22 protein-coding genes are annotated in these 17,202 nt (G+C 71.7%); 11 read left to right on the forward strand and 11 right to left on the reverse strand.

The genetic code is table 11. The annotated features are described in order from the left end of the window. Positions 1-77: 77 nt before the first annotated feature. A complete protein-coding gene (locus Q4V64_RS38650; RefSeq protein ID WP_124438775.1) occupies positions 78-482 on the forward strand; it encodes a MazG nucleotide pyrophosphohydrolase domain-containing protein in 405 nt (134 codons plus the stop codon). Positions 483-507: 25 nt separating this feature from the next. Here Q4V64_RS38650 and Q4V64_RS38655 read toward each other — a convergent pair whose 3' ends face one another. Together Q4V64_RS38655 and Q4V64_RS38660 are read right to left on the reverse strand one after the other, a co-directional pair. Beyond that, positions 508-1,737, reverse strand: a complete 1,230-nt coding sequence (locus Q4V64_RS38655; protein WP_124438774.1) for a cation:proton antiporter — start codon at positions 1,735-1,737, stop codon at positions 508-510. 4 nt (positions 1,738-1,741) lie between these two features. Continuing rightward, complete coding sequence (locus Q4V64_RS38660; protein WP_124438773.1) at positions 1,742-2,227, reverse strand: TrkA C-terminal domain-containing protein; 486 nt, start codon at positions 2,225-2,227, stop codon at positions 1,742-1,744. Between the two features lie 96 nt (positions 2,228-2,323). Between Q4V64_RS38660 and Q4V64_RS38665 the strand changes: the two genes are divergently transcribed. The 3 genes from Q4V64_RS38665 to Q4V64_RS38675 all read left to right on the forward strand — a co-directional run bounded on the left by Q4V64_RS38665 (position 2,324) and on the right by Q4V64_RS38675 (position 4,876). Beyond that, a complete protein-coding gene (locus tag Q4V64_RS38665) occupies positions 2,324-3,331 on the forward strand; it encodes a sensor histidine kinase (RefSeq protein WP_124438772.1) in 1,008 nt (335 codons plus the stop codon). Continuing rightward, the gene (locus Q4V64_RS38670; protein WP_124438771.1) at positions 3,328-4,017 is read left to right on the forward strand and encodes a response regulator transcription factor; all 690 of its coding nucleotides are present in this window, start codon (positions 3,328-3,330) and stop codon (positions 4,015-4,017) included. The genes Q4V64_RS38665 and Q4V64_RS38670 overlap by 4 nt, the downstream gene beginning before the upstream one ends. Before the next feature lie 337 nt (positions 4,018-4,354). Further along, positions 4,355-4,876 carry a bifunctional DNA primase/polymerase gene (locus Q4V64_RS38675; protein WP_124438770.1) on the forward strand — a complete coding sequence of 174 codons (522 nt, stop codon included), beginning with the start codon at positions 4,355-4,357 and terminating at the stop codon, positions 4,874-4,876. A gap of 44 nt (positions 4,877-4,920) precedes the next feature. On the opposite strand, the gene Q4V64_RS38680 is transcribed toward Q4V64_RS38675, so the two are convergent. Then, positions 4,921-5,163: a hypothetical protein gene (locus Q4V64_RS38680; RefSeq protein ID WP_124438769.1), complete on the reverse strand. Its 243-nt coding sequence runs from the start codon at positions 5,161-5,163 to the stop codon at positions 4,921-4,923. Between the two features lie 153 nt (positions 5,164-5,316). Beyond that, a complete protein-coding gene (locus Q4V64_RS38685; RefSeq protein ID WP_124438768.1) occupies positions 5,317-5,514 on the reverse strand; it encodes a hypothetical protein in 198 nt (65 codons plus the stop codon). Between the two features lie 208 nt (positions 5,515-5,722). Here Q4V64_RS38685 and Q4V64_RS38690 point away from each other — a divergent pair, with 208 nt between their 5' ends. Together Q4V64_RS38690 and Q4V64_RS38695 are read left to right on the forward strand one after the other, a co-directional pair. Then, the gene (locus Q4V64_RS38690) at positions 5,723-7,252 is read left to right on the forward strand and encodes an FAD-dependent monooxygenase (protein ID WP_124438767.1); all 1,530 of its coding nucleotides are present in this window, start codon (positions 5,723-5,725) and stop codon (positions 7,250-7,252) included. A 134-nt stretch (positions 7,253-7,386) separates the two neighbouring features. Next, positions 7,387-8,127 (forward strand): hemerythrin domain-containing protein, encoded by a 741-nt coding sequence (locus Q4V64_RS38695; protein ID WP_124438766.1) that lies wholly within the window; start codon positions 7,387-7,389, stop codon positions 8,125-8,127. Positions 8,128-8,324: 197 nt separating this feature from the next. Here Q4V64_RS38695 and Q4V64_RS38700 read toward each other — a convergent pair whose 3' ends face one another. From Q4V64_RS38700 to Q4V64_RS38720, 5 genes are all read right to left on the reverse strand, one after another. Continuing rightward, on the reverse strand, positions 8,325-8,855 hold the full coding sequence (locus Q4V64_RS38700; RefSeq protein ID WP_124438813.1) for a hypothetical protein: 531 nt from the start codon (positions 8,853-8,855) through the stop codon (positions 8,325-8,327). An 8-nt stretch (positions 8,856-8,863) separates the two neighbouring features. Beyond that, on the reverse strand, positions 8,864-9,325 hold the full coding sequence (locus Q4V64_RS38705; protein WP_124438765.1) for a DUF4383 domain-containing protein: 462 nt from the start codon (positions 9,323-9,325) through the stop codon (positions 8,864-8,866). A gap of 102 nt (positions 9,326-9,427) precedes the next feature. After that, positions 9,428-10,405 (reverse strand): SDR family oxidoreductase, encoded by a 978-nt coding sequence (locus tag Q4V64_RS38710; protein WP_124438764.1) that lies wholly within the window; start codon positions 10,403-10,405, stop codon positions 9,428-9,430. A 264-nt stretch (positions 10,406-10,669) separates the two neighbouring features. Further along, entirely contained in the window at positions 10,670-11,395 is a 726-nt protein-coding gene (locus Q4V64_RS38715; RefSeq protein ID WP_124438763.1) for a DUF6766 family protein, read from the reverse strand. 86 nt (positions 11,396-11,481) lie between these two features. Further along, entirely contained in the window at positions 11,482-11,904 is a 423-nt protein-coding gene (locus Q4V64_RS38720) for a hypothetical protein (protein WP_124438762.1), read from the reverse strand. Between the two features lie 228 nt (positions 11,905-12,132). Between Q4V64_RS38720 and miaB the strand changes: the two genes are divergently transcribed. From miaB to Q4V64_RS38735, 3 genes are read left to right on the forward strand one after another with little or no spacing between them, the layout of a single operon-like run. After that, positions 12,133-13,662, forward strand: coding sequence for a tRNA (N6-isopentenyl adenosine(37)-C2)-methylthiotransferase MiaB (gene miaB, locus Q4V64_RS38725; protein WP_124438761.1), 1,530 nt, complete (start codon positions 12,133-12,135; stop codon positions 13,660-13,662). Positions 13,663-13,697: 35 nt separating this feature from the next. Then, positions 13,698-13,967, forward strand: coding sequence for a hypothetical protein (locus tag Q4V64_RS38730; RefSeq protein ID WP_124438760.1), 270 nt, complete (start codon positions 13,698-13,700; stop codon positions 13,965-13,967). Between the two features lie 54 nt (positions 13,968-14,021). Then, complete coding sequence (locus tag Q4V64_RS38735; protein WP_124438759.1) at positions 14,022-14,735, forward strand: class III extradiol dioxygenase subunit B-like domain-containing protein; 714 nt, start codon at positions 14,022-14,024, stop codon at positions 14,733-14,735. Positions 14,736-14,819: 84 nt separating this feature from the next. Here Q4V64_RS38735 and Q4V64_RS38740 read toward each other — a convergent pair whose 3' ends face one another. Both Q4V64_RS38740 and Q4V64_RS38745 read right to left on the reverse strand, forming a co-directional pair. After that, positions 14,820-15,119, reverse strand: coding sequence for an antitoxin (locus Q4V64_RS38740; protein WP_124438758.1), 300 nt, complete (start codon positions 15,117-15,119; stop codon positions 14,820-14,822). A gap of 26 nt (positions 15,120-15,145) precedes the next feature. Beyond that, a complete protein-coding gene (locus tag Q4V64_RS38745; protein WP_124438757.1) occupies positions 15,146-15,433 on the reverse strand; it encodes a hypothetical protein in 288 nt (95 codons plus the stop codon). A gap of 184 nt (positions 15,434-15,617) precedes the next feature. Here Q4V64_RS38745 and miaA point away from each other — a divergent pair, with 184 nt between their 5' ends. Then, positions 15,618-16,556 carry a tRNA (adenosine(37)-N6)-dimethylallyltransferase MiaA gene (gene miaA, locus Q4V64_RS38750; RefSeq protein ID WP_124438756.1) on the forward strand — a complete coding sequence of 313 codons (939 nt, stop codon included), beginning with the start codon at positions 15,618-15,620 and terminating at the stop codon, positions 16,554-16,556. A gap of 108 nt (positions 16,557-16,664) precedes the next feature. Then, positions 16,665-17,168 (forward strand): hypothetical protein, encoded by a 504-nt coding sequence (locus Q4V64_RS38755; RefSeq protein ID WP_124438812.1) that lies wholly within the window; start codon positions 16,665-16,667, stop codon positions 17,166-17,168. Positions 17,169-17,202: the final 34 nt, after the last annotated feature.

The raw sequence follows: 17,202 nt of genomic DNA on the forward strand, positions 1-17,202 counted from the left end.
GGGGATCGGAAGGCGGGTGCCGGGGGTGGTGCGGCCACGGGTGAGGGGCTGTCCGAGGCGGCCGCTACAGTCGCCGTATGAGCTCCTCGCCCGCCGACCTCGTCCGTGAATTCCACCTCGCGTTCGGGCTGGACGCCCGCGCCGTACCGACCGAGATCTCACCCGAACTCGCCGCCCACCGCGGTGAACTGCTCGCCGAGGAGGCGGCCGAGGTCGCCGAGGTGTCGGTGAAGGGCCCGCTCGACCGGCTCGCCCACGAACTGGCCGACGTCGTCTACGTCGCGTACGGCACGGCCCTTGTGCACGGCATAGACCTGGACGCGGTGATCGCCGAGATCCACCGCTCCAACATGACCAAGCTGGGCCCCGACGGCCAGGTCGCCCGCCGTGCCGACGGCAAGGTCCTCAAGGGCGACCACTACGAGGCTCCGGACGTGTCGGCGGTGCTGCGCCGTCAGGGATGGGAGGCCGACGGCGCGTGACGGTCCCCACCCCGGGGTCTGTGAGTCACTCGCCGCCCACCGACGCCCCCGCCCCCGCCGACCGCGACGAGCCCTCACCGGCCTCCGGTCGTTCGCCGGAGCGGCGCGCCCACCAGGACGCCAACGGCTCCGTGTAGCGCGCCGTGAGCGGCCCGAGGATGACCAGGATGAGGACGTACGCCGTGGCCAGCGGGCCGAGGGACGGTTCGATGCCCGCGCTCACCGCCAGCCCGGCGATCACGATCGAGAACTCGCCGCGCGCCACGAGGGCACCGCCCGCGCGCCAGCGGCCCTTGACGGAGATCCCCGCCCGCCGTGCCGCCCAGTACCCGGTGGCGATCTTCGTCGCGGCGGTGACGACCGCCAGCGCGAGGGCGGGCAGCAGCACGGGCGGGATGCTGGCCGGGTCGGTGTGCAGCCCGAAGAAGACGAAGAAGACGGCGGCGAACAGGTCCCGCAGTGGGCTCAGCAGGGTGTGCGCGCCCTCCGCGACCTCCCCGGACAGCGCGATGCCCACCAGGAACGCGCCCACGGCCGCCGACACCTGGAGCTGCTGGGCCACGCCCGCCACCAGGATCGTCAGGCCCAGCACGACGAGCAGCAGCTTCTCCGGGTCGTCGCTCGACACGAAACGGGAGATGACCCGGCCGTAGCGGACCGCCACGAACAGCACGAGCCCCGCCGCCCCCAGTGCGATCGCCAGCGTCATGCTCCCGGCCAGCAGTCCGGCGCCGGCCACCAGCGCCGTCACGATGGGCAGGTACACCGCCATCGCCAGGTCCTCCAGGACCAGGACACTGAGGATCACCGGGGTCTCCCGGTTGCCGACGCGGCCCAGGTCGCCCAGCACCTTCGCGATGACCCCGGACGACGAGATCCAGGTGACTCCGGCCAGGACGACGGCGGCCACCGGACCCCAGCCCAGCAGCAGTGCCGCCGCCGCGCCCGGCAGGGCGTTGAGCGCGCCGTCGACGAGCCCGGACGGGTAGTGCGCCTTGAGGTTGGTGACCAGGTCACCGGCCGAGTACTCCAGGCCGAGCATCAACAGCAGCAGGATGACGCCGATCTCGGCACCCGTGGCGACGAACTCCTCGCTCGCCCCGAGCGGCAGCAGACCCCCCTCGCCGAAGGCCAGACCGGCGAGCAGGTACAGCGGAATCGGGGAGAGCCGGAACCGGGCGGCGAACCGGCCGAGCAGGCCGAGGCCGAGGATGATGGAACCGAACTCGATCAGCATGACCGCGGACGAGTGCACCGGATCACTCCCGCCCGAGTATCGCCGCTGCGGCGTCGACGCCCTCACGGGTGCCGATCACGATCAGGGTGTCACCGCCCGCGAGCCGGAAGTCCGGCGCCGGCGACGGGATCGCCTCGGCTCGCCGCAGCACCGCCACCACGGACGCCCCCGTCTCGGTCCGTATCCGGGTGTCACCCAGGACCCGGCCGTTCCACCGCGAGGTCGCGGCGACCTCCACGCGCTCGGCGACCAGCCCGAGATCCGTGGTGTACAGCAGGCTCGCACTGTGGTGGGACGGCTTCAGCGCGTCGATCAGCGCGCCCGCCTCGGAGCCGGTCAGCCGCACGGACTGCGCACAGGAATCGGGATCGTCGGCCCGGTACACGCTCACCGTCCGGCCGCCGTCGCGGTGCGCCACCACGGACAGATGGCGGTGTTCCCGGGTGACGAGGTCGTACTGGACCCCGATGCCCGGCAGCGGCGTCGCCCTCAGGCGTGGAGCAGACACGATTCTTCCCCTTGCTGGTCGATGTGCGTTCGTCGGTGCGCTTGGTGATCACAACGGGCCGCTCTGCATGCTGCCATCCGCCCGTACGGTGGCGACATGGGTGTCGTCACGGATATACGCGGTCGGGGCAGGGCCGCGAAGCTCAGAAGTGTGTCGCTGTTCTGGCGGATCTTCTCGCTCAACGCCGTCGGCCTGATCGTGGCCGCCGCCCTGCTGCTGGGCCCGGTCACCGTGTCGACCCCGGTCCTGCCGGTCGAGGCACTGATGGTCGTGGGCGGCCTCGCGGCCCTGCTCGTCGGCAACGCCCTCGTCCTGCGCATCGGCCTCGCCCCGCTCCAGCGGCTGGGCCGGGCCATGGCCACCGCCGACCTGCTGCACCCCGGAGCGCGCGCCCCCGTCTCAGGTCCCGTGGAAACGGCCGCGCTGATCACGACGTACAACACGATGCTCGACCGGCTGGAGGCCGAACGCGCCGCCGGTGCGGCCCGCGCGCTCTCCGCCCAGGAGCGCGAACGCCACCGCATCGCCCGCGAACTCCACGACGAGGTCGGCCAGACCCTGACCGCCGTCCTCCTCCAGCTCAAGCGCGTCGCCGACCGGGCGCCCGAGGAGCTGCGCGAGGAAGTGAGCCAGGCGCAGGAGGCCACCCGCGCGGGACTCGACGAGATCCGCCGTATCGCGCGCCGCCTGCGCCCCGGCGTACTGGAGGAACTCGGCCTGACCAGCGCCCTGCGCTCCCTCGCCGGCGAGTTCACCACGGATGGCCTGACCGTCCGCCACCACGTCTGCGGCAATCTGCCTCACCTGACCGAGGAGTCCGAACTCGTGCTCTACCGAGTGGCCCAGGAGGGCCTGACCAACACCGCACGGCATGCCGCCGCCGACCGCGCGGAGGTCCGGCTGCGGCCGGTGGCCGAGGGCGTCGAGCTCCTCGTACGTGACAACGGCAGGGGCCTCGACGGGGCGCCGGAGGGCTCCGGGATCAGCGGCATGCGCGAACGCGCCCTGCTGATAGGCGCCACGTTCTCCCTCGCACCCGCCCCCGGCCGGGGCACGGACATACGCCTGCGCGTCCCCGCCGGGACCGAGGGCGGTCGCCGATGACGAGCCGGCCACTGATCACGACTCAGCCGCCGGCGACGCCGGCCATCCGTGTCCTGCTCGCCGACGACCACACCCTCGTACGCCGAGGAGTGCGCCTCATCCTGGAGAGCGAGCCGGACCTGGAGGTCGTGGCCGAGGCCGGCGACGGGGCGGAGGCGGTCGACCTGGCACGCGCGCGTGCCGTCGACCTGGCGGTCCTGGACATCGCCATGCCCCGCATGACCGGACTCCAGGCGGCCCGCGAACTCTCCCGCCGACTGCCCGGCCTGCACCTGCTGGTCCTCACGATGTACGACAACGAGCAGTACTTCTTCGAGGCCCTGAAGGCGGGCGCCAGCGGCTACGTCCTCAAGTCCGTGGCCGACCGCGACCTCGTCGAGGCGTGCCGTGCGGCCGTGCGCGACGAGCCGTTCATCTACCCGGGCGCGGAGCGCGCGCTCGTCCGCTCGTACCTGGACCGCCTCCACCGGGGCGACGGCCTGCCCGAGCGGGCCATCACCGAACGCGAGGAGGAGATCCTCAAACTCGTCGCCGAGGGACACACCTCCAAGGAGATCGGCGAACTCCTCTTCATCAGTGCCAAGACGGTCGAGCGCCACCGCGCGAACCTCCTCCAGAAACTCGGCATGCGCGACCGCCTGGAACTCACCCGCTATGCGATCCGCGCGGGCCTCATCGATCCCTGAGATCGAAATCCGCCAGGTCCGTGAGGCTCTCCGTGTCGTGGAACCGGCCCGCTCCGTAGTCGAGGCGTCGTGCGGTGTCCACGAGGGAGGCAAGCGGGTCCCGCTCGACCGGGTCCCTCTCCAAGAGGAGGAACCGGCGCAGCGAAGCGCTTGCCCCGCGCAGCTGCTCCGGCCACGTCCGTGGAAGCCGGACACGGGCCCACGTATTCGCCACGGTTCGCCACCCCTTCCGGGAAATAGAAATATCTACCAGCATGAACGCGCCGGGGCCGGCCGTCCCGGCATTTCGGGGAAGTGCGTCCCGCTTGCGCGGGCCTATACATCCGGGAGGCACACCTTGCGAACAGTTACGCGGCAGGCCGTGGAATGGCTCGCCGCCGCAGCGACCGATCCGCGGGACTGCAAACGGCAGTGGAGCGGTGAGACCGGGGCGGCGGTACTGGCTTGCGGGCGCTTCTGGGACGTACTCAGCGTGCCGGAGGACCTGGGCCTGCCGGCCCTCGACGCCCTGCTGAGCATCCCTCAGGCGCCCGGCCCCGCGCTCGCGGACACGGCGTCCCGCAGAGTCGCCTTCTTCCTGCCGCCGGACCCCGCGGGCCGCTGGATCGGCTCGGGCATCCGGTACGCGGGCAAGGGCGCGTGGATCGCGGTGCCCGCCCCGCATCGGGCCGCGGGGCGACTGCGCTGGCTGGTCCCGCCGGACGGCACCGGGGCGCTGTTCGTTCCCGCAGCCGTGGAACTGGCCCTGCAACTGGCCCTCGGCAGACGCGCCGCGCAGGCCGGGCCGAGACAGCGGTGCCCGATGTGCGGGGTGCCCGCCGCCGGACCCCGTGTCCCGGATGCCGGCCGGCCGGGCTGACACCGGCGCACCCGTGCACAACCGATTCACCGCGCCCGGTGTCCTCAGCGCGTGGTGACCAACTCGGCCCGGTGGCCGCGGGGCAGTGCGACGGCCCGTTCCCACCGGCCGGGGCGCGGCGTGCTCGCCCACTCGTGGAGCTGCCCGGTCATGGCCGGACTGACCGAGGTGAGGATGGTCCACTGCGCGTCCCGCGCGCCGGGCAGCATCCGGTCGTCGGCCTGCCACTCCCTGACGAGGGCGGCATAGATCGGCGAGTCCGCCTGGAAGGTCTTGGTGCGATTCATGCCCTTGCAACGCTCCCACGCGCGCGGGTGCTACGCCTTCGCCCCGGCGTGGCCCCATCTGATGAGGCTGGGTCCCTCGTTCGGGGCCATGTGGTAGTCGGACAACAGTATGGAGATATGGAGCGGGTGCGGGGCTGTTGTCCGGGACATCCCTTACGGGCCGGACCAACCGGCCTCCCACTCCTCGCTCTGCTCGCTCCTCTTCCTGTCCTCGTCCTCGGCGTCCTCGCGCTCCGCCTGCGAAGGGGTCGTCCGGGGTACGTCACGGTGACCGGGCGTTTCCTGCTGGTCGTCCGGCGAGGTCTGCTGCCGCCGCTCGCCTTCCGCCTGGGACGGGGTCGGCTCGCTCATGGTCGGCCTCCATGTCGGGTGTCGGATGTTCGGCGTCAGGGGCGCTCACGCCGTGCCGGGAGTGCCCTGACCCCATGGGCCAGCTCTTCGCGTGGCCGGCCGGGTACCCCGGGCCGGGTGTCCTCACTCCGGCCCGGGGTACCCGGCTGGACCACGTCGCCTGAACCACCTGGCTCGGCAGCGCCACCCCCAGCACTACGGTGGATTCATGACGGCACCCTTGGACGTGCTGGTGGTCGGCGCGGGGCCCACCGGGCTCGCGCTCGCCGCGCAACTGCGCACGTACAGGGCCGATTTCCGGATCGTCGACCGTTCCCTCGACCGGGTCCACGAGTCACGCGCGTTGGGTGTCCAGCCGCGCACCCTGGAGGCGCTCGCCGGGTTCGGGGTGACGGACGAGCTGGTGGCGCGCGGCAACCCTGCGATGCGGCTGAGGATGCATCTGCCGGGACGAGTGGTGCGGATGCCGTTGTTCGACATCGGGCTGGCCGATACCGCGTACCCCTTCCTGCTGTTCCTGTCGCAGGCGGAGACGGAGAGCGTCCTCGCGGAGCATCTGGCGGGGCAGGACGTGGCCCTGGAGCGCGGCACGGAGCTGGTCCATCTGGAACGGACGGGTTCATCCGTGTCCTGTCGGCTTCGGCGCGGCGACGGTACCGAGGAGACCGTGGAGGCGCGCTACGTGGTGGGGTGCGACGGCGCGCACAGCACGGTCCGGGCTCAGGCGGGCATCGGATTCGAGGGCCACGCCTATCCGCAGACCTTCCTGCTCGCCGACCTCGATGTCGACGGACTGGAAGCCGGTGCCGTCCACACGTACATGACCGGTTCCGGGATGCTGTTCTTCTTTCCGCTCGGCTCGCCGGCCCCTTGGCGGGTGCTCGCGATGCGGCCGCCCGGCGCCCCGCAGGCCGAGGTGACGCTGGGCCTCCTGCAGGAGATCGCCGACGCGTACACCGGGGACCGGCTGGTGCTGCGGGACCCGGTGTGGATGACCGACTTCCGGCTCCACAACCGCGGCGCGGCGCACCATCGCTCCGGGCCCTTTTTCCTCGCCGGGGACGCGGCTCACATCCACAGCCCGGCCGGCGCCCAGGGCATGAACACCGGCATCCAGGACGCCCTCAACCTCGGCTGGAAGCTCGCCCTCGTGTGCGACGGCAGGGCGCCGGAGGAACTGCTGGAGACGTACGAAGCCGAGCGCGCCCCCGTCGGCCGCAGCGTGCTGCGCTTCACCGACCGCGCCTTCACCCTCGCCACCAGCGGCAACCCGGTCATCCGCTTCGCCCGCACCCGACTCGCGCCGCGCCTGGCCCCGTTGGCGCTGCGCGCGAGCGGACCGCGCGGACTGGTCTTCCGTACGGTGTCGGAGCTGGGCATCCACTACCGGCGCAGCCCTGCCACGACCGGGGGCTCGCGGCCGCCGAGGCGTGGTCCGCGAGCCGGTGACCGACTGCCCGATCTGCCGCGCGGACTCCAGGCGCGGACCGCGGGGCCGGGCTGGCACCTGCTCCTGTCCGGTCCGCCCGCGCTCTGGAGCGATGAACCTCTCGCCTCAGTCGTGCGCGGACGGGACGACCTGGTCGGCGTGCACCGGCTCGGTGGGAAGAGCCCGTGGCCGTCTGTGGCCCACGGACTCGTCCGCCCCGACGGCTACTTCGGCTACGTCTCTCGCGGAGCGCACCTGGAAGGGCTGCGCGAGTACCTCGACCACTGGCTACCCGCCCAACAGGGTTGATCCGTACGGCCGGGGGCCCGCGTCGGCGGCGGCATCTTCCACGCCCGTTCACGCATCAGCCCGCCCGACCCGGAAACCCGTGGGGGGAGATGGGGGGCGATATGGGGATACAAGGGAAGAAAGAGGGTCTTGTCATGGCTGACGACCTCATCACCATGGTCACCACCGACCACCGCGAGCTGAAGCGCCTGTTCGACATGATGCAGAACGACAGGAGTTCCCGGCCGCTGGCGCTCCCCCTGGCCGTGGCCATGCTGGAGGCGCACAGTGAGGCCGAGGAGGACCGGGTGTACCCCGCGGTCGCCCGCGAGGCCGGTGAGAAGGAAGAGGCCGAGCACGCCGCCGAGGAGCACCATCAGGCCGAGGACCTCGGCAAGCATCTGCTCGAGATGGACTGGGAGAGCAAGGCGTTCGACCGCGCTCTGGACGAATGGGTCGGTGCCGTTCTGCACCATGTCGAGGAGGAGGAGAACGAGATCCTCCCGGCGCTGGGCGAAGCCGTCGGTTCCGACCGGCTGCGCGAACTGGGCCTGGAGTTCGCCACCCGGCGGGCCCGGAAACTCGCGGGGCAGCCCCTGAGCCACGTCGGCGACAGCACCGGCGCCAAGCGTCAGCCGACCACTTCGGGCGGCGCCAAGGCTACGGCGGGCGGCGCCAGGGCTACGGCGAGCAGGGCCAAGGCCACCGCGGGCGGGGCGAAGGCCACTGCGGGCGGGACCAAAGCCACCGCGGGCGGCGCCAAGGCCACCGTAGGCGGGACCAGGGCGGAGCTGTACGAGAAGGCCCGGGAACTGGGCATCGAGGGCAGGTCCTCCATGAGCAAGGAGGAACTCGCCCAGCAGGTGAAAAAGGCCCAGGGGCGCAGGAAGCGCTGAATCCACCCCGGACGAGGGCCGACCCCGGCGGGCGCGGCCACGCGTGTCCCGCACGCGGGAGCGGAGCGCGGACCCAGTAGCGCGCACCCGCATCCGGGGTCGGCCCACGACGGCCGTACGCGGGCCGGACGGGATGTGGTTCTTCGCCGGACGTGCCCGCCGCCGAGTGCCTGCCCGCACCGCCCCCCGGGGCCGTGTCACCTCTCCAGGAACGCGGCCCCGACCTGCCGACCGCGCAGTTCCTCGAGCCTGCTCTGCTGGCGCCGGGCCCGTGCGCGCAGGTCGTCGAGCAGCTGCGGGTCGAGGCGTTCTTCGGTGGCGGCGAGCTCGCGGAGCGTCTCCCAGGCGGCCGTCTTGCCCTCCACCCCCAGCCGCAGCATCTCCAGCTCCAGCAGCGGGCTCAGCGGGGAACGCCGTACGAGGCGGCCGTTGCTCTTCAACCGACCCACCCGCTCGGCCACCCGGCCGGCATAGACCTTGTAGTGCCGCACCGGGATGTCGAGCCGCTTCATGATGCCGATCAGGCTCGCCCGGTCCTCGGCGATCTCGGCGGCGATCGGCCCCATCGCCGCGGCGAGGGCCGTACCGCGGTACGACCGCACCATGTGACGGGCCCGCTCGGTCCCGGTGGTGGACCCCGCCAGGTGGTCATTGAGGTAGACGCCCAGGAGGGAGGAAACGGTGTCCCGGGTCCGCCCGGGGTGACGCGTGGCGGAGCGCGTTCGCATGTTCATGTTCATCGCGTGTCCCTTTCGCCGGCCGCGCGCGGCCCGGGGAGCAGGACGCCCAGGGCGATCATGCCGAGGGCCAGGGCGAAGTGCAGCCAGTTGTCGGCCGTGTTGACCGGTACGAAGTTGGCCGTGCTGTCGCGGTCGATGACCAGGCCGTAGATCCCGAGGGCGAGGTAGACGTGGCCGCCGCCGACGAGGAATGTGCGTGCCGTCGAGACGGTGCCCGCCATGGCGGCTCCGGCGATGCCGAACAGCAGGTGCACGAGGTTGTGCAGGACCGACACCTGGAAGACGCCCAGCAACTCGGCGTCCGAGTCGTGTTCGGCGAACTTCAGCGCGTCGTGGTCGGTGGTGACCCCGGGGACGAAGCCCAGGACACCGACCAGCAGGAAGACCACCCCCATCAGGAGCGCGGCCCACTGGACCGGAGTCCGTGCGCTCGGTGTCTTGCGGTGTGTGCCGGCCATGAGCGGAGCCTTTCTGGCGGAGACGGCCCCAGGCGTGCCCGCCTCGGTACGCCGCTCACCGGGTACCCCTCGCACGCTTCCCCAGCAGTGCCTCCCGGTCCGTCAATGGGTGCGGGCCCGCCGTGCGACGCCCGCCGCCGCGCCCGCGAGCAGCGTGGCGGCGGTCAGCCGGCGCATCGCGGTGCGCCGGCGTCCGCCCCATCCGCCGTGGGTCGCGCCCGGCCCGGGCGCCGGTACGTGCAGGTTGCCGTGGCCGGCCGGAGCGGGCTCCTTGCGGGACAGGTGGGTCCGGTCCGCCTGGCGGGCCGTCATCCGCTCGGCCACTCCCGGCGCCACCCTGGACTGCAGCACGAGGGAACGGCCCACCGGCCCCACCACGACCTCGCGCCGGGGGACACGCACCAGGTCCACGACGGTCCGGGCGACGCGTTCGGGGCTGTAGACCGGCGGCATCGGCACGGGCTTGCGCCCGGTGTAGTTCGCCGCGTGCTCGAACAGCGGGGTGTCGATGCTGGCCGGCAGCACGGTGCAGACGTGGATGTGCTTGGCCTTCTCCAGTTCGAGCTCCTGCCGCAGACTCGCGCTCAGGGACCGGATCGCGTGCTTGGACATGCCGTACGCATGGGTGTACGGCTGACTCACCACGCCGGTGACCGACGAGACGTTCACCAGCGTCCCCCGGCCCTGCTCCCGCATCACGCGAAGGGCGGCGCGGCAACCGTGCACGTACCCCATGACGTTGACGTCCATGACCTTGCGGAAGTCCTCCAGGGGAGTCTCCTGGAAGGGGCCGAACACGGTCACGGCAGCGGCGTTGACCCACACGTCGATGCGGCCGAAATGCTGCACCGCGCGCCGGGCCAGATCCTCGACCGCCTTGGAGTCCGTGACGTCGGTCGGCACGACGAGGGCCTGAGCGCCACGGTGGCGTTCACACTCCTGGCGGACCGCCTCCAGCGCCTCCTCCCGCCGTGCGGCCAGCACCACCGGGCATCCCCTGCGGGCGAACGCGACGGCGGTGGCCCGCCCGATGCCGCTGGACGCGCCGGTGATCACAACGACGGAATCGCGCACTCGCATGGACGGCTCCTTCTCCTCGCGCTGCCTGTCCTAGCACTGTCTGTCCTAGCACTGTCTGTCCTGGCACTGCCTGTCCTAGCGGTGCCAGTCCTCGCACTGCCTGTCCGATGAGTCACTCAACCACTGGACGGTCTCCCTCGCCGCTCGACGAGTGCTCCCGGGTGATTCCCCACGGCCGCCGGGGGAGACACCGGGCGCCCCGGCTGCCGACCGGTGGAGGTGTCGCACCCCAGCCGCCCGGCAGCCGGCCGGCGGAGGTGCCGCTCAGCCTTCGACGCCGGTGGCGGAGTGGGATGCGCCGACGGGTTTCGACTCCGGTGATCCGCGTTGCCTCAGGTAGATGGAGAGGACGGCCATGGAGGCGACGGCGAGTAGTTCGGACTGCCAGTTCTGCAGGGTGCGGCTCCAGAAGTCCGCGGAGGAGAGGTATTCGGGCCAGCTGGTCGGGGCCTGGAGCTGTCGCAGTTGCTGTTCGTTGTAGGCGGCGACGCCGGTGACGGACTGGGTCAGCCAGGACAGCAGGAAGACACTGCCCATGACCAGCCCAAGGGAGCGCGAGTAGAGCAGTCCACGCCAGTCCGTGTGTGCGGCCCAGCGGGGTGAGTCGGGCCTGGCGTGCCTGCCGACCAGCTGGTCCCTGTCCGACTCGGGGCCGGCCTTGTGGAGCTCCTTGGATTCGGGCGAGCCGTGTTGCAGCAGCCAGACGGTGCCGAAGATGTAGAGGAAGAACTGCAGGTACTCCGACTGCCAGTTCTCGGTGACGTCGACGGCGAAGTCCGAAGAGGTCAGGTACGCGGCGAAGCCGGCCGGCGCCAGCCCGTCGGCGACGAGCTGGTTGTTGAACTCGGCGCGCCCGGCGACGGTCTGTCCCACCAGGGCGATCAGGAACGTGACCAGGAAGAACAGACCGAGGCTGTTGTGCCGCAGGAAGCGCCCTACGCGGTGGCGGACCGGTGCGGTGCCGTTGCCGGGGTCCGTCCTGGCGGTCACCGGTGCGTCAGCCCCAGCGTCATGAAGTAGGCCAAGCCGCCGGTGATCACCAGCAGGGTCGAGACGAACAGTGTCCTCACGCCCCCTCACCTGCCCTTGATCTCGCACTGGTACGGCTGCTGGGGGCGGGGCCGGCATCCGGCGGCCGTCACTCTCCACCCGGTGGGGAAGCGCGCGAGGAACACGGTGTCGTGGTCCAGCACCACCCGGGCCTGGCCCCCGTACACATCGACCTCTCGCACGGCACCGGCCGCAGGGAGCTCCTCCTCCTCGACCGCCTGCCCGATCGCCCGGTCGCACCCGCTCTTGGCCGACTGTTCCAGTTCCTCCCGGGTGGCGGGCGCCAGCGCGGCGCACAGCCGGTCGTGCTGTCCGGCGTCCAACGCCTGCTCGAACCGGATGACTTCTGTCTCGACCGCGTCACGCCGCTCGGAAAGCGAGCTGCAGGCGCTGACTGCGACGCATACGACCACGGCCGCGCCCCCAGGGCCGTACCACCGTCGTCGCATCCTGCCTCCCGGCGGCCCGGGCGCATCGGGCACACCCGGTCGCCCCTGCGAAATGCGGTTACCCGCCCCATGGGACATCCACGCCCATAGGGGCCGCAACCGGGACGCGGTCGACGTTGCTCCGCCCGGGGCTTCCCCGGCCCGCGGCCCGCTCTTCTGGCGGACGACGGGAATTTGGCGACAGGGCCTAGGCCAGAAGGCTCTCCCCACAGCGCCTACTCTTGACGCATGACCAGCAGCAGCGACCGGAGCCCGGCAGTGGATGTTCGATCATCTAAGACCTACGAAATCCGCACCTACGGGTGTCAGATGAACGTCCACGACTCCGAGCGATTGTCCGGGCTGCTCGAAGAGGCCGGTTACATCCGCGCGCCCGAGGGCTCGAACGGCGACGCGGACGTCGTCGTCTTCAACACCTGCGCGGTCCGCGAGAACGCCGACAACAAGCTGTACGGCAACCTCGGCCACCTCGCCCCGAAGAAGGCGAAGCGCCCGGGCATGCAGATCGCGGTCGGCGGCTGCCTCGCGCAGAAGGACCGCGACACCATCGTGAAGAAGGCTCCTTGGGTGGACGTCGTCTTCGGCACGCACAACATCGGCAAGCTGCCGGTCCTGCTGGAGCGCGCCCGCGTACAGGAAGAGGCGCAGGTCGAGATCGCCGAGTCACTGGAGGCGTTCCCGTCCACCCTGCCGACGCGGCGCGAGAGCGCGTACGCGGCCTGGGTGTCGATCTCCGTCGGCTGCAACAACACCTGCACCTTCTGCATCGTCCCGGCGCTGCGCGGCAAGGAGAAGGACCGCCGCCCCGGCGACATCCTCGCCGAGGTCGAGGCCCTGGTCGCCGAGGGAGTCAGTGAGATCACGCTGCTCGGCCAGAACGTCAACGCGTACGGCAGCGACATCGGCGACCGCGAGGCCTTCAGCAAGCTGCTGCGGGCCTGCGGCACGATCGAGGGCCTGGAGCGCGTGCGCTTCACCTCCCCGCACCCGCGCGACTTCACCGACGACGTGATCGCCGCCATGGCCGAGACGCCGAACGCGATGCCGCAACTGCACATGCCCCTGCAGTCCGGCTCCGACACGGTGCTGAAGGCGATGCGCCGCTCCTACCGCCAGGAGCGCTACCTGGGGATCATCGAGAAGGTGCGCGCCGCCATCCCGCACGCGGCGATCACCACCGACATCATCGTGGGCTTCCCCGGCGAGACCGAGGAGGACTTCGAGCAGACGCTGCACGTCGTGCGCGAGGCCCGCTTCGCGCAGGCGTACACCTTCCAGTACTCCAAGCGGCCCGGCACCCCGGCCGCGACCATGGAGAACCAGATCCCCAAGGACGTCGTCCAGGCGCGGTACGAGCGTCTCGTCGCCCTCCAGGAGGAGATCTCCTGGGAGGAGAACAAGAAGCAGGTCGGCCGCACGCTCGAACTCATGGTCGCCGAGGGCGAGGGCCGCAAGGACGGCTCCACCCACCGCCTCTCCGGCCGCGCCCCCGACAACCGCCTGGTCCACTTCACCAAGCCCGAGCAGGAGGTGCGCCCCGGCGACGTCGTGACGGTCGCGATCACCTACGCCGCCCCGCACCACCTCCTCGCCGAGGGTCCCGTCCTCGATGTGCGCCGCACGCGCGCGGGGGACGCCTGGGAGAAGCGCAACGTCGAGAAGGCGGCCGAGCCGGCGGGTGTGATGCTGGGCCTGCCGAAGATCGGGGTGCCTCAGCCGCTGCCGGTGGTCACGGGAAGCGGCTGCGGCTGCGACTGAGGGCCTGCCACAATACGGGCGGAAAGGAGCATTGCATGTTGCCGTACAGGGTCACGTTCACCGAAGAAGCCGCCCAGGTGCGCGACAGCCTGCCCGCCGACCGGCGTGACGTGCTGGAGCGTGGCCTGGCCATCCTGGTGACCGACCCGCGGCACAAGCTCTCCCACCCCGTCCGCGGCGACGAGGCGACGCGGGAGATCGCCCTCTCGCGCAACCTCTTCATCGAGTACGTCATCAGCGACGGCAAGCTCGTGGTTCTCCTCCTGACAGTGATCGACCTGACCGACGTGCTGATCGAGGACTGACGGCTCGAGGATTGACGGCCGGCCGCGGCGGCGCCCCGGGTTACCCTGCCGATCATGCTTGTCGCCGCCGCAGTCTGCCCCTGCCCGCCCCTGCTCGTGCCCGAGGTCGCCGCCGGCGCCGGACCCGAGCTGGACGCCGCGCGCGCCGCCTGCGGGGACGCGCTCGCCGTCCTCGCCACGGCCCGGCCCGACCGGCTCGTGGTCGTCGGGCCGGCCGAGGAGAGCGGGCGCGGGACGCATCCGGAGGGCGCGCGGGGCTCGTTCCGGGGATTCGGCGTGGACGTCGACGTCCGCCTGGGCGCGGACCGGGGCACAGAACCCGAGCGCCCGCTTCCGCCCTCGCTGGCCGTGGCCGCGTGGCTGCTGGAGAGCACCGGATGGACCGATGCCCCGGTCGAGGGACTCGGCGTGGGGGAACCGCTCGCGGCCGAGCGGTGTATTCAAGTCGGACGGGACATCGCCGCCGGAGCCGAGCGGGTGGCGCTGCTGGTGATGGGCGACGCCAGCGCGTGCCGCACGCTCAAGGCGCCCGGCTATCTCGACGAGCGGGCGGCGCCGTTCGACGCGGCGGTCGCGCGTGCGCTGGGCGCGGCGGACGTGGCGGCGCTCAGGACGCTGGACGCCGACGTGGCGTGCGAGCTGCAGGCGTCCGGCCGGGCTCCCTGGCAGGTCCTCGCGGGTGCGGCCGAGGGCGCGGGCCTCAGCGGCGCCCTGCTGTACGAGGCCGCGCCGTACGGCGTGGGGTACGTGGTCGCGGCCTGGTCGTGAGGTCCTTGGCTCAGGGGCGCGCACACGGCGGACGGCCGCGAGCGTCGTGCTCCGCGGCCGTCCGCCGATGTGCCGTGCCGGTGTTCAGGAGGTCGGTGGGGGTGAAGTGGGCGGCGGCGAGGCCGGGGGCGGTGCGGTCGGTGGTGTGCCTTCAGCGCCGCCCGGGTCCGTACCGTCCTTGTGCGCGAGGCGGTCCATGGCGTTCTTGGCCTTGCCTGTGCCCGACTGGATCTTGCCGCTGTACTTGCCCTTGGTCTTCTCGTCGGCGATCTTCGCGGCTTTGTCGAGGCCGTGATCGATCTTGGCCCCGTGTTCCTTGGCGAGGTCGGAGACCTTGTCCTTGGCCGGGGCGAGCTTGGCCTTCAAACTGTCCAGAAAACCCATGGTTCACCTTCCCACACGGCGGTCGGCTACGTGCGGGCGCTCTCGCCGGCCTCCCTGTCGGTCGCCCCATCGGCGGACTGCTGCTTGGGGATCTCGACGCCCTCGTCGGCGGCGTCCGTGTCGGCCTCGGGCGCCGTGGCCTTCCCCGCGTCCTCGGTCGTGGCCTCGGTCGACCCCTTCGCCTCGGTCGACCCCTTCGCCTCTGCCGCCTCCTGAACCGCGGGCTCGGCCGTCGGCGTATCGGCCTTCGCCTCGGCGGTTGACGCCTCCTCCGTGGCCTTTGACCTCCGGAGAAGTCGTGCGAAAACGCCCATATCCACTCCATACGTTACTCGTGCGGGCGAAATCCCGCGTCGTCCGGTGCGTCCGATTGCGCCGCCCGGGCCGCCGCCTCTCGCATGCGGGCGGCGGAAAACCTCGCAACTGGCAACGACCCCGGTCCCGGACCGTCACGTAACTCGTTCGAGACCACGGACCGAGGTTTGCGAGACTGGGGCGGTGAGCAGCGCACCCCCCGCCCCCCGCGTCATCGCCGTCGTCGGACCGACCGCGGCCGGAAAGTCCGATCTGGGCGTTTTCCTGGCCCAGCGGCTCGGCGGCGAGGTCGTCAACGCCGACTCCATGCAGCTCTACCGCGGGATGGACATCGGCACCGCCAAGCTGACGCCCGAGGAGCGCGCCGGCATCCCGCATCACCTGCTGGACATCTGGGACGTGACCGTCACGGCGTCCGTCGCCGAGTACCAGCGGCTCGCGCGGGAGCGGATCGACGCGCTGCTCGCCGAGGGGCGCTGGCCGATCCTGGTCGGCGGCTCCGGCCTGTACGTCCGCGGGGCCGTCGACAACCTGGAGTTCCCCGGCACCGACCCCGAGGTCAGGACCCGGCTGGAGGAGGAGCTGACCCTGCGCGGCTCCGGCGCGCTGCACGCCCGCCTGGCGGCCGCCGACCCCGAGGCCGGGCAGGCCATCCTGCCCAGCAACGGCCGCCGTATCGTCCGGGCCCTCGAAGTGATCGAGATCACCGGCAAGCCCTTCACCGCCAACCTCCCGGGTCACGACTCCGTCTATGACACCGTCCAGATCGGTGTCGACGTGGCCCGCCCCGAGCTCGACGAGCGCATCGCACGCCGGGTGGACCGGATGTGGGAGGCGGGCCTCGTGGACGAAGTGCGCGCACTGGAGGCGCAGGGGTTGCGCCAGGGGCGTACGGCGTCGCGCGCGCTCGGCTACCAGCAGGTGCTCGCGGCGCTCACCGGGGAGTGCGGCATGGAGGAGGCGCGGGCCGAGACCGTACGTGCCACCAAGCGCTTCGCGCGCCGTCAGGATTCATGGTTCAGGCGCGATCCCCGGGTGCACTGGTTGAGTGGGGCTGCGGCGGATCTCACAGAACTTCCGCACCTCGCGCTGGCATTGCTCGAACGACCGGTCACAGCCTGATCACGTCCTGGCATCGGGACGCTCCGGCCGCCGTCCCGGCCTTCGGCGCCGTGCCATCATCGAGCTTCGATCGACCAAGTGGAATCCGAGTTGGGAGGGCGCGTGGCGATGGAGGCCGGCCCTCGCGACACCGCACGAAGCACCGAGCCCCTCACCGCCGGAGGCGGTGAAACGGAGCAGGACGGAGACCGTCTGAGCCCCGACGGGCCCGACGAGACGCAGGGCGGAGTGACCGACGACGGCCCCGAGCCCGAGGAGATGTTCCCGGGCGGGCCGGAGGTCGAGGTCGAGCTCCGTCCGCAGTGGCGGCTGCGCATCTGGCAGCTCGCGCCCATCGTGTCCCTGGCCGCGGTCGGCTCCTTGATGTTCGCGTTCCCGCTCGCCTTCGACTTCGGCGACAGCGGGGCCGTGATCGCCATGCTCGGGCTGCTGATCTGCTCGTGTGCGGCGGGATGGGGCATGACCGCCGCCCGCCGGGTCGGTCACACGTGGCCCGGGCTGCCGCAGCGGGGCTCCGGGCGCCGGCCGGACTGGCGGGTCGTCCTCGCGTACGCGCTGGTCGTGGTCGTCGTGGTGGTGCTGGCCGTCTGGCGCGTGGCCCGGCTGCGCTGACCCCCCGGTGGGCGCCGCGGTGTCGTAGGGGCAC

Source organism: Streptomyces sp. NL15-2K, from assembly GCF_030551255.1.
Taxonomy (GTDB): Bacteria; Actinomycetota; Actinomycetes; order Streptomycetales; family Streptomycetaceae; genus Streptomyces.

Bases quoted from the DNA above. Each gene is read 5' to 3' on its own strand.
- Q4V64_RS38650 (WP_124438775.1), top strand. From the start codon at position 78: ATGAGCTCCTCGCCCGCCGACCTCGTCCGTGAATTCCACCTCGCGTTC.
- Q4V64_RS38665 (WP_124438772.1), top strand. From the start codon at position 2,324: ATGGGTGTCGTCACGGATATACGCGGTCGGGGCAGGGCCGCGAAGCTC.
- Q4V64_RS38670 (WP_124438771.1), top strand. From the start codon at position 3,328: ATGACGAGCCGGCCACTGATCACGACTCAGCCGCCGGCGACGCCGGCC.
- Q4V64_RS38680 (WP_124438769.1), bottom strand. From the start codon at position 5,163: ATGAATCGCACCAAGACCTTCCAGGCGGACTCGCCGATCTATGCCGCC.
- Q4V64_RS38685 (WP_124438768.1), bottom strand. From the start codon at position 5,514: ATGAGCGAGCCGACCCCGTCCCAGGCGGAAGGCGAGCGGCGGCAGCAG.
- Q4V64_RS38690 (WP_124438767.1), top strand. From the start codon at position 5,723: ATGACGGCACCCTTGGACGTGCTGGTGGTCGGCGCGGGGCCCACCGGG.
- Q4V64_RS38695 (WP_124438766.1), top strand. From the start codon at position 7,387: ATGGCTGACGACCTCATCACCATGGTCACCACCGACCACCGCGAGCTG.
- Q4V64_RS38700 (WP_124438813.1), bottom strand. From the start codon at position 8,855: ATGCGAACGCGCTCCGCCACGCGTCACCCCGGGCGGACCCGGGACACC.
- Q4V64_RS38705 (WP_124438765.1), bottom strand. From the start codon at position 9,325: ATGGCCGGCACACACCGCAAGACACCGAGCGCACGGACTCCGGTCCAG.
- Q4V64_RS38710 (WP_124438764.1), bottom strand. From the start codon at position 10,405: ATGCGAGTGCGCGATTCCGTCGTTGTGATCACCGGCGCGTCCAGCGGC.
- Q4V64_RS38720 (WP_124438762.1), bottom strand. From the start codon at position 11,904: ATGCGACGACGGTGGTACGGCCCTGGGGGCGCGGCCGTGGTCGTATGC.
- miaB (WP_124438761.1), top strand. From the start codon at position 12,133: ATGACCAGCAGCAGCGACCGGAGCCCGGCAGTGGATGTTCGATCATCT.
- Q4V64_RS38730 (WP_124438760.1), top strand. From the start codon at position 13,698: ATGTTGCCGTACAGGGTCACGTTCACCGAAGAAGCCGCCCAGGTGCGC.
- Q4V64_RS38735 (WP_124438759.1), top strand. From the start codon at position 14,022: ATGCTTGTCGCCGCCGCAGTCTGCCCCTGCCCGCCCCTGCTCGTGCCC.
- Q4V64_RS38740 (WP_124438758.1), bottom strand. From the start codon at position 15,119: ATGGGTTTTCTGGACAGTTTGAAGGCCAAGCTCGCCCCGGCCAAGGAC.
- Q4V64_RS38745 (WP_124438757.1), bottom strand. From the start codon at position 15,433: ATGGGCGTTTTCGCACGACTTCTCCGGAGGTCAAAGGCCACGGAGGAG.
- Q4V64_RS38755 (WP_124438812.1), top strand. From the start codon at position 16,665: ATGGAGGCCGGCCCTCGCGACACCGCACGAAGCACCGAGCCCCTCACC.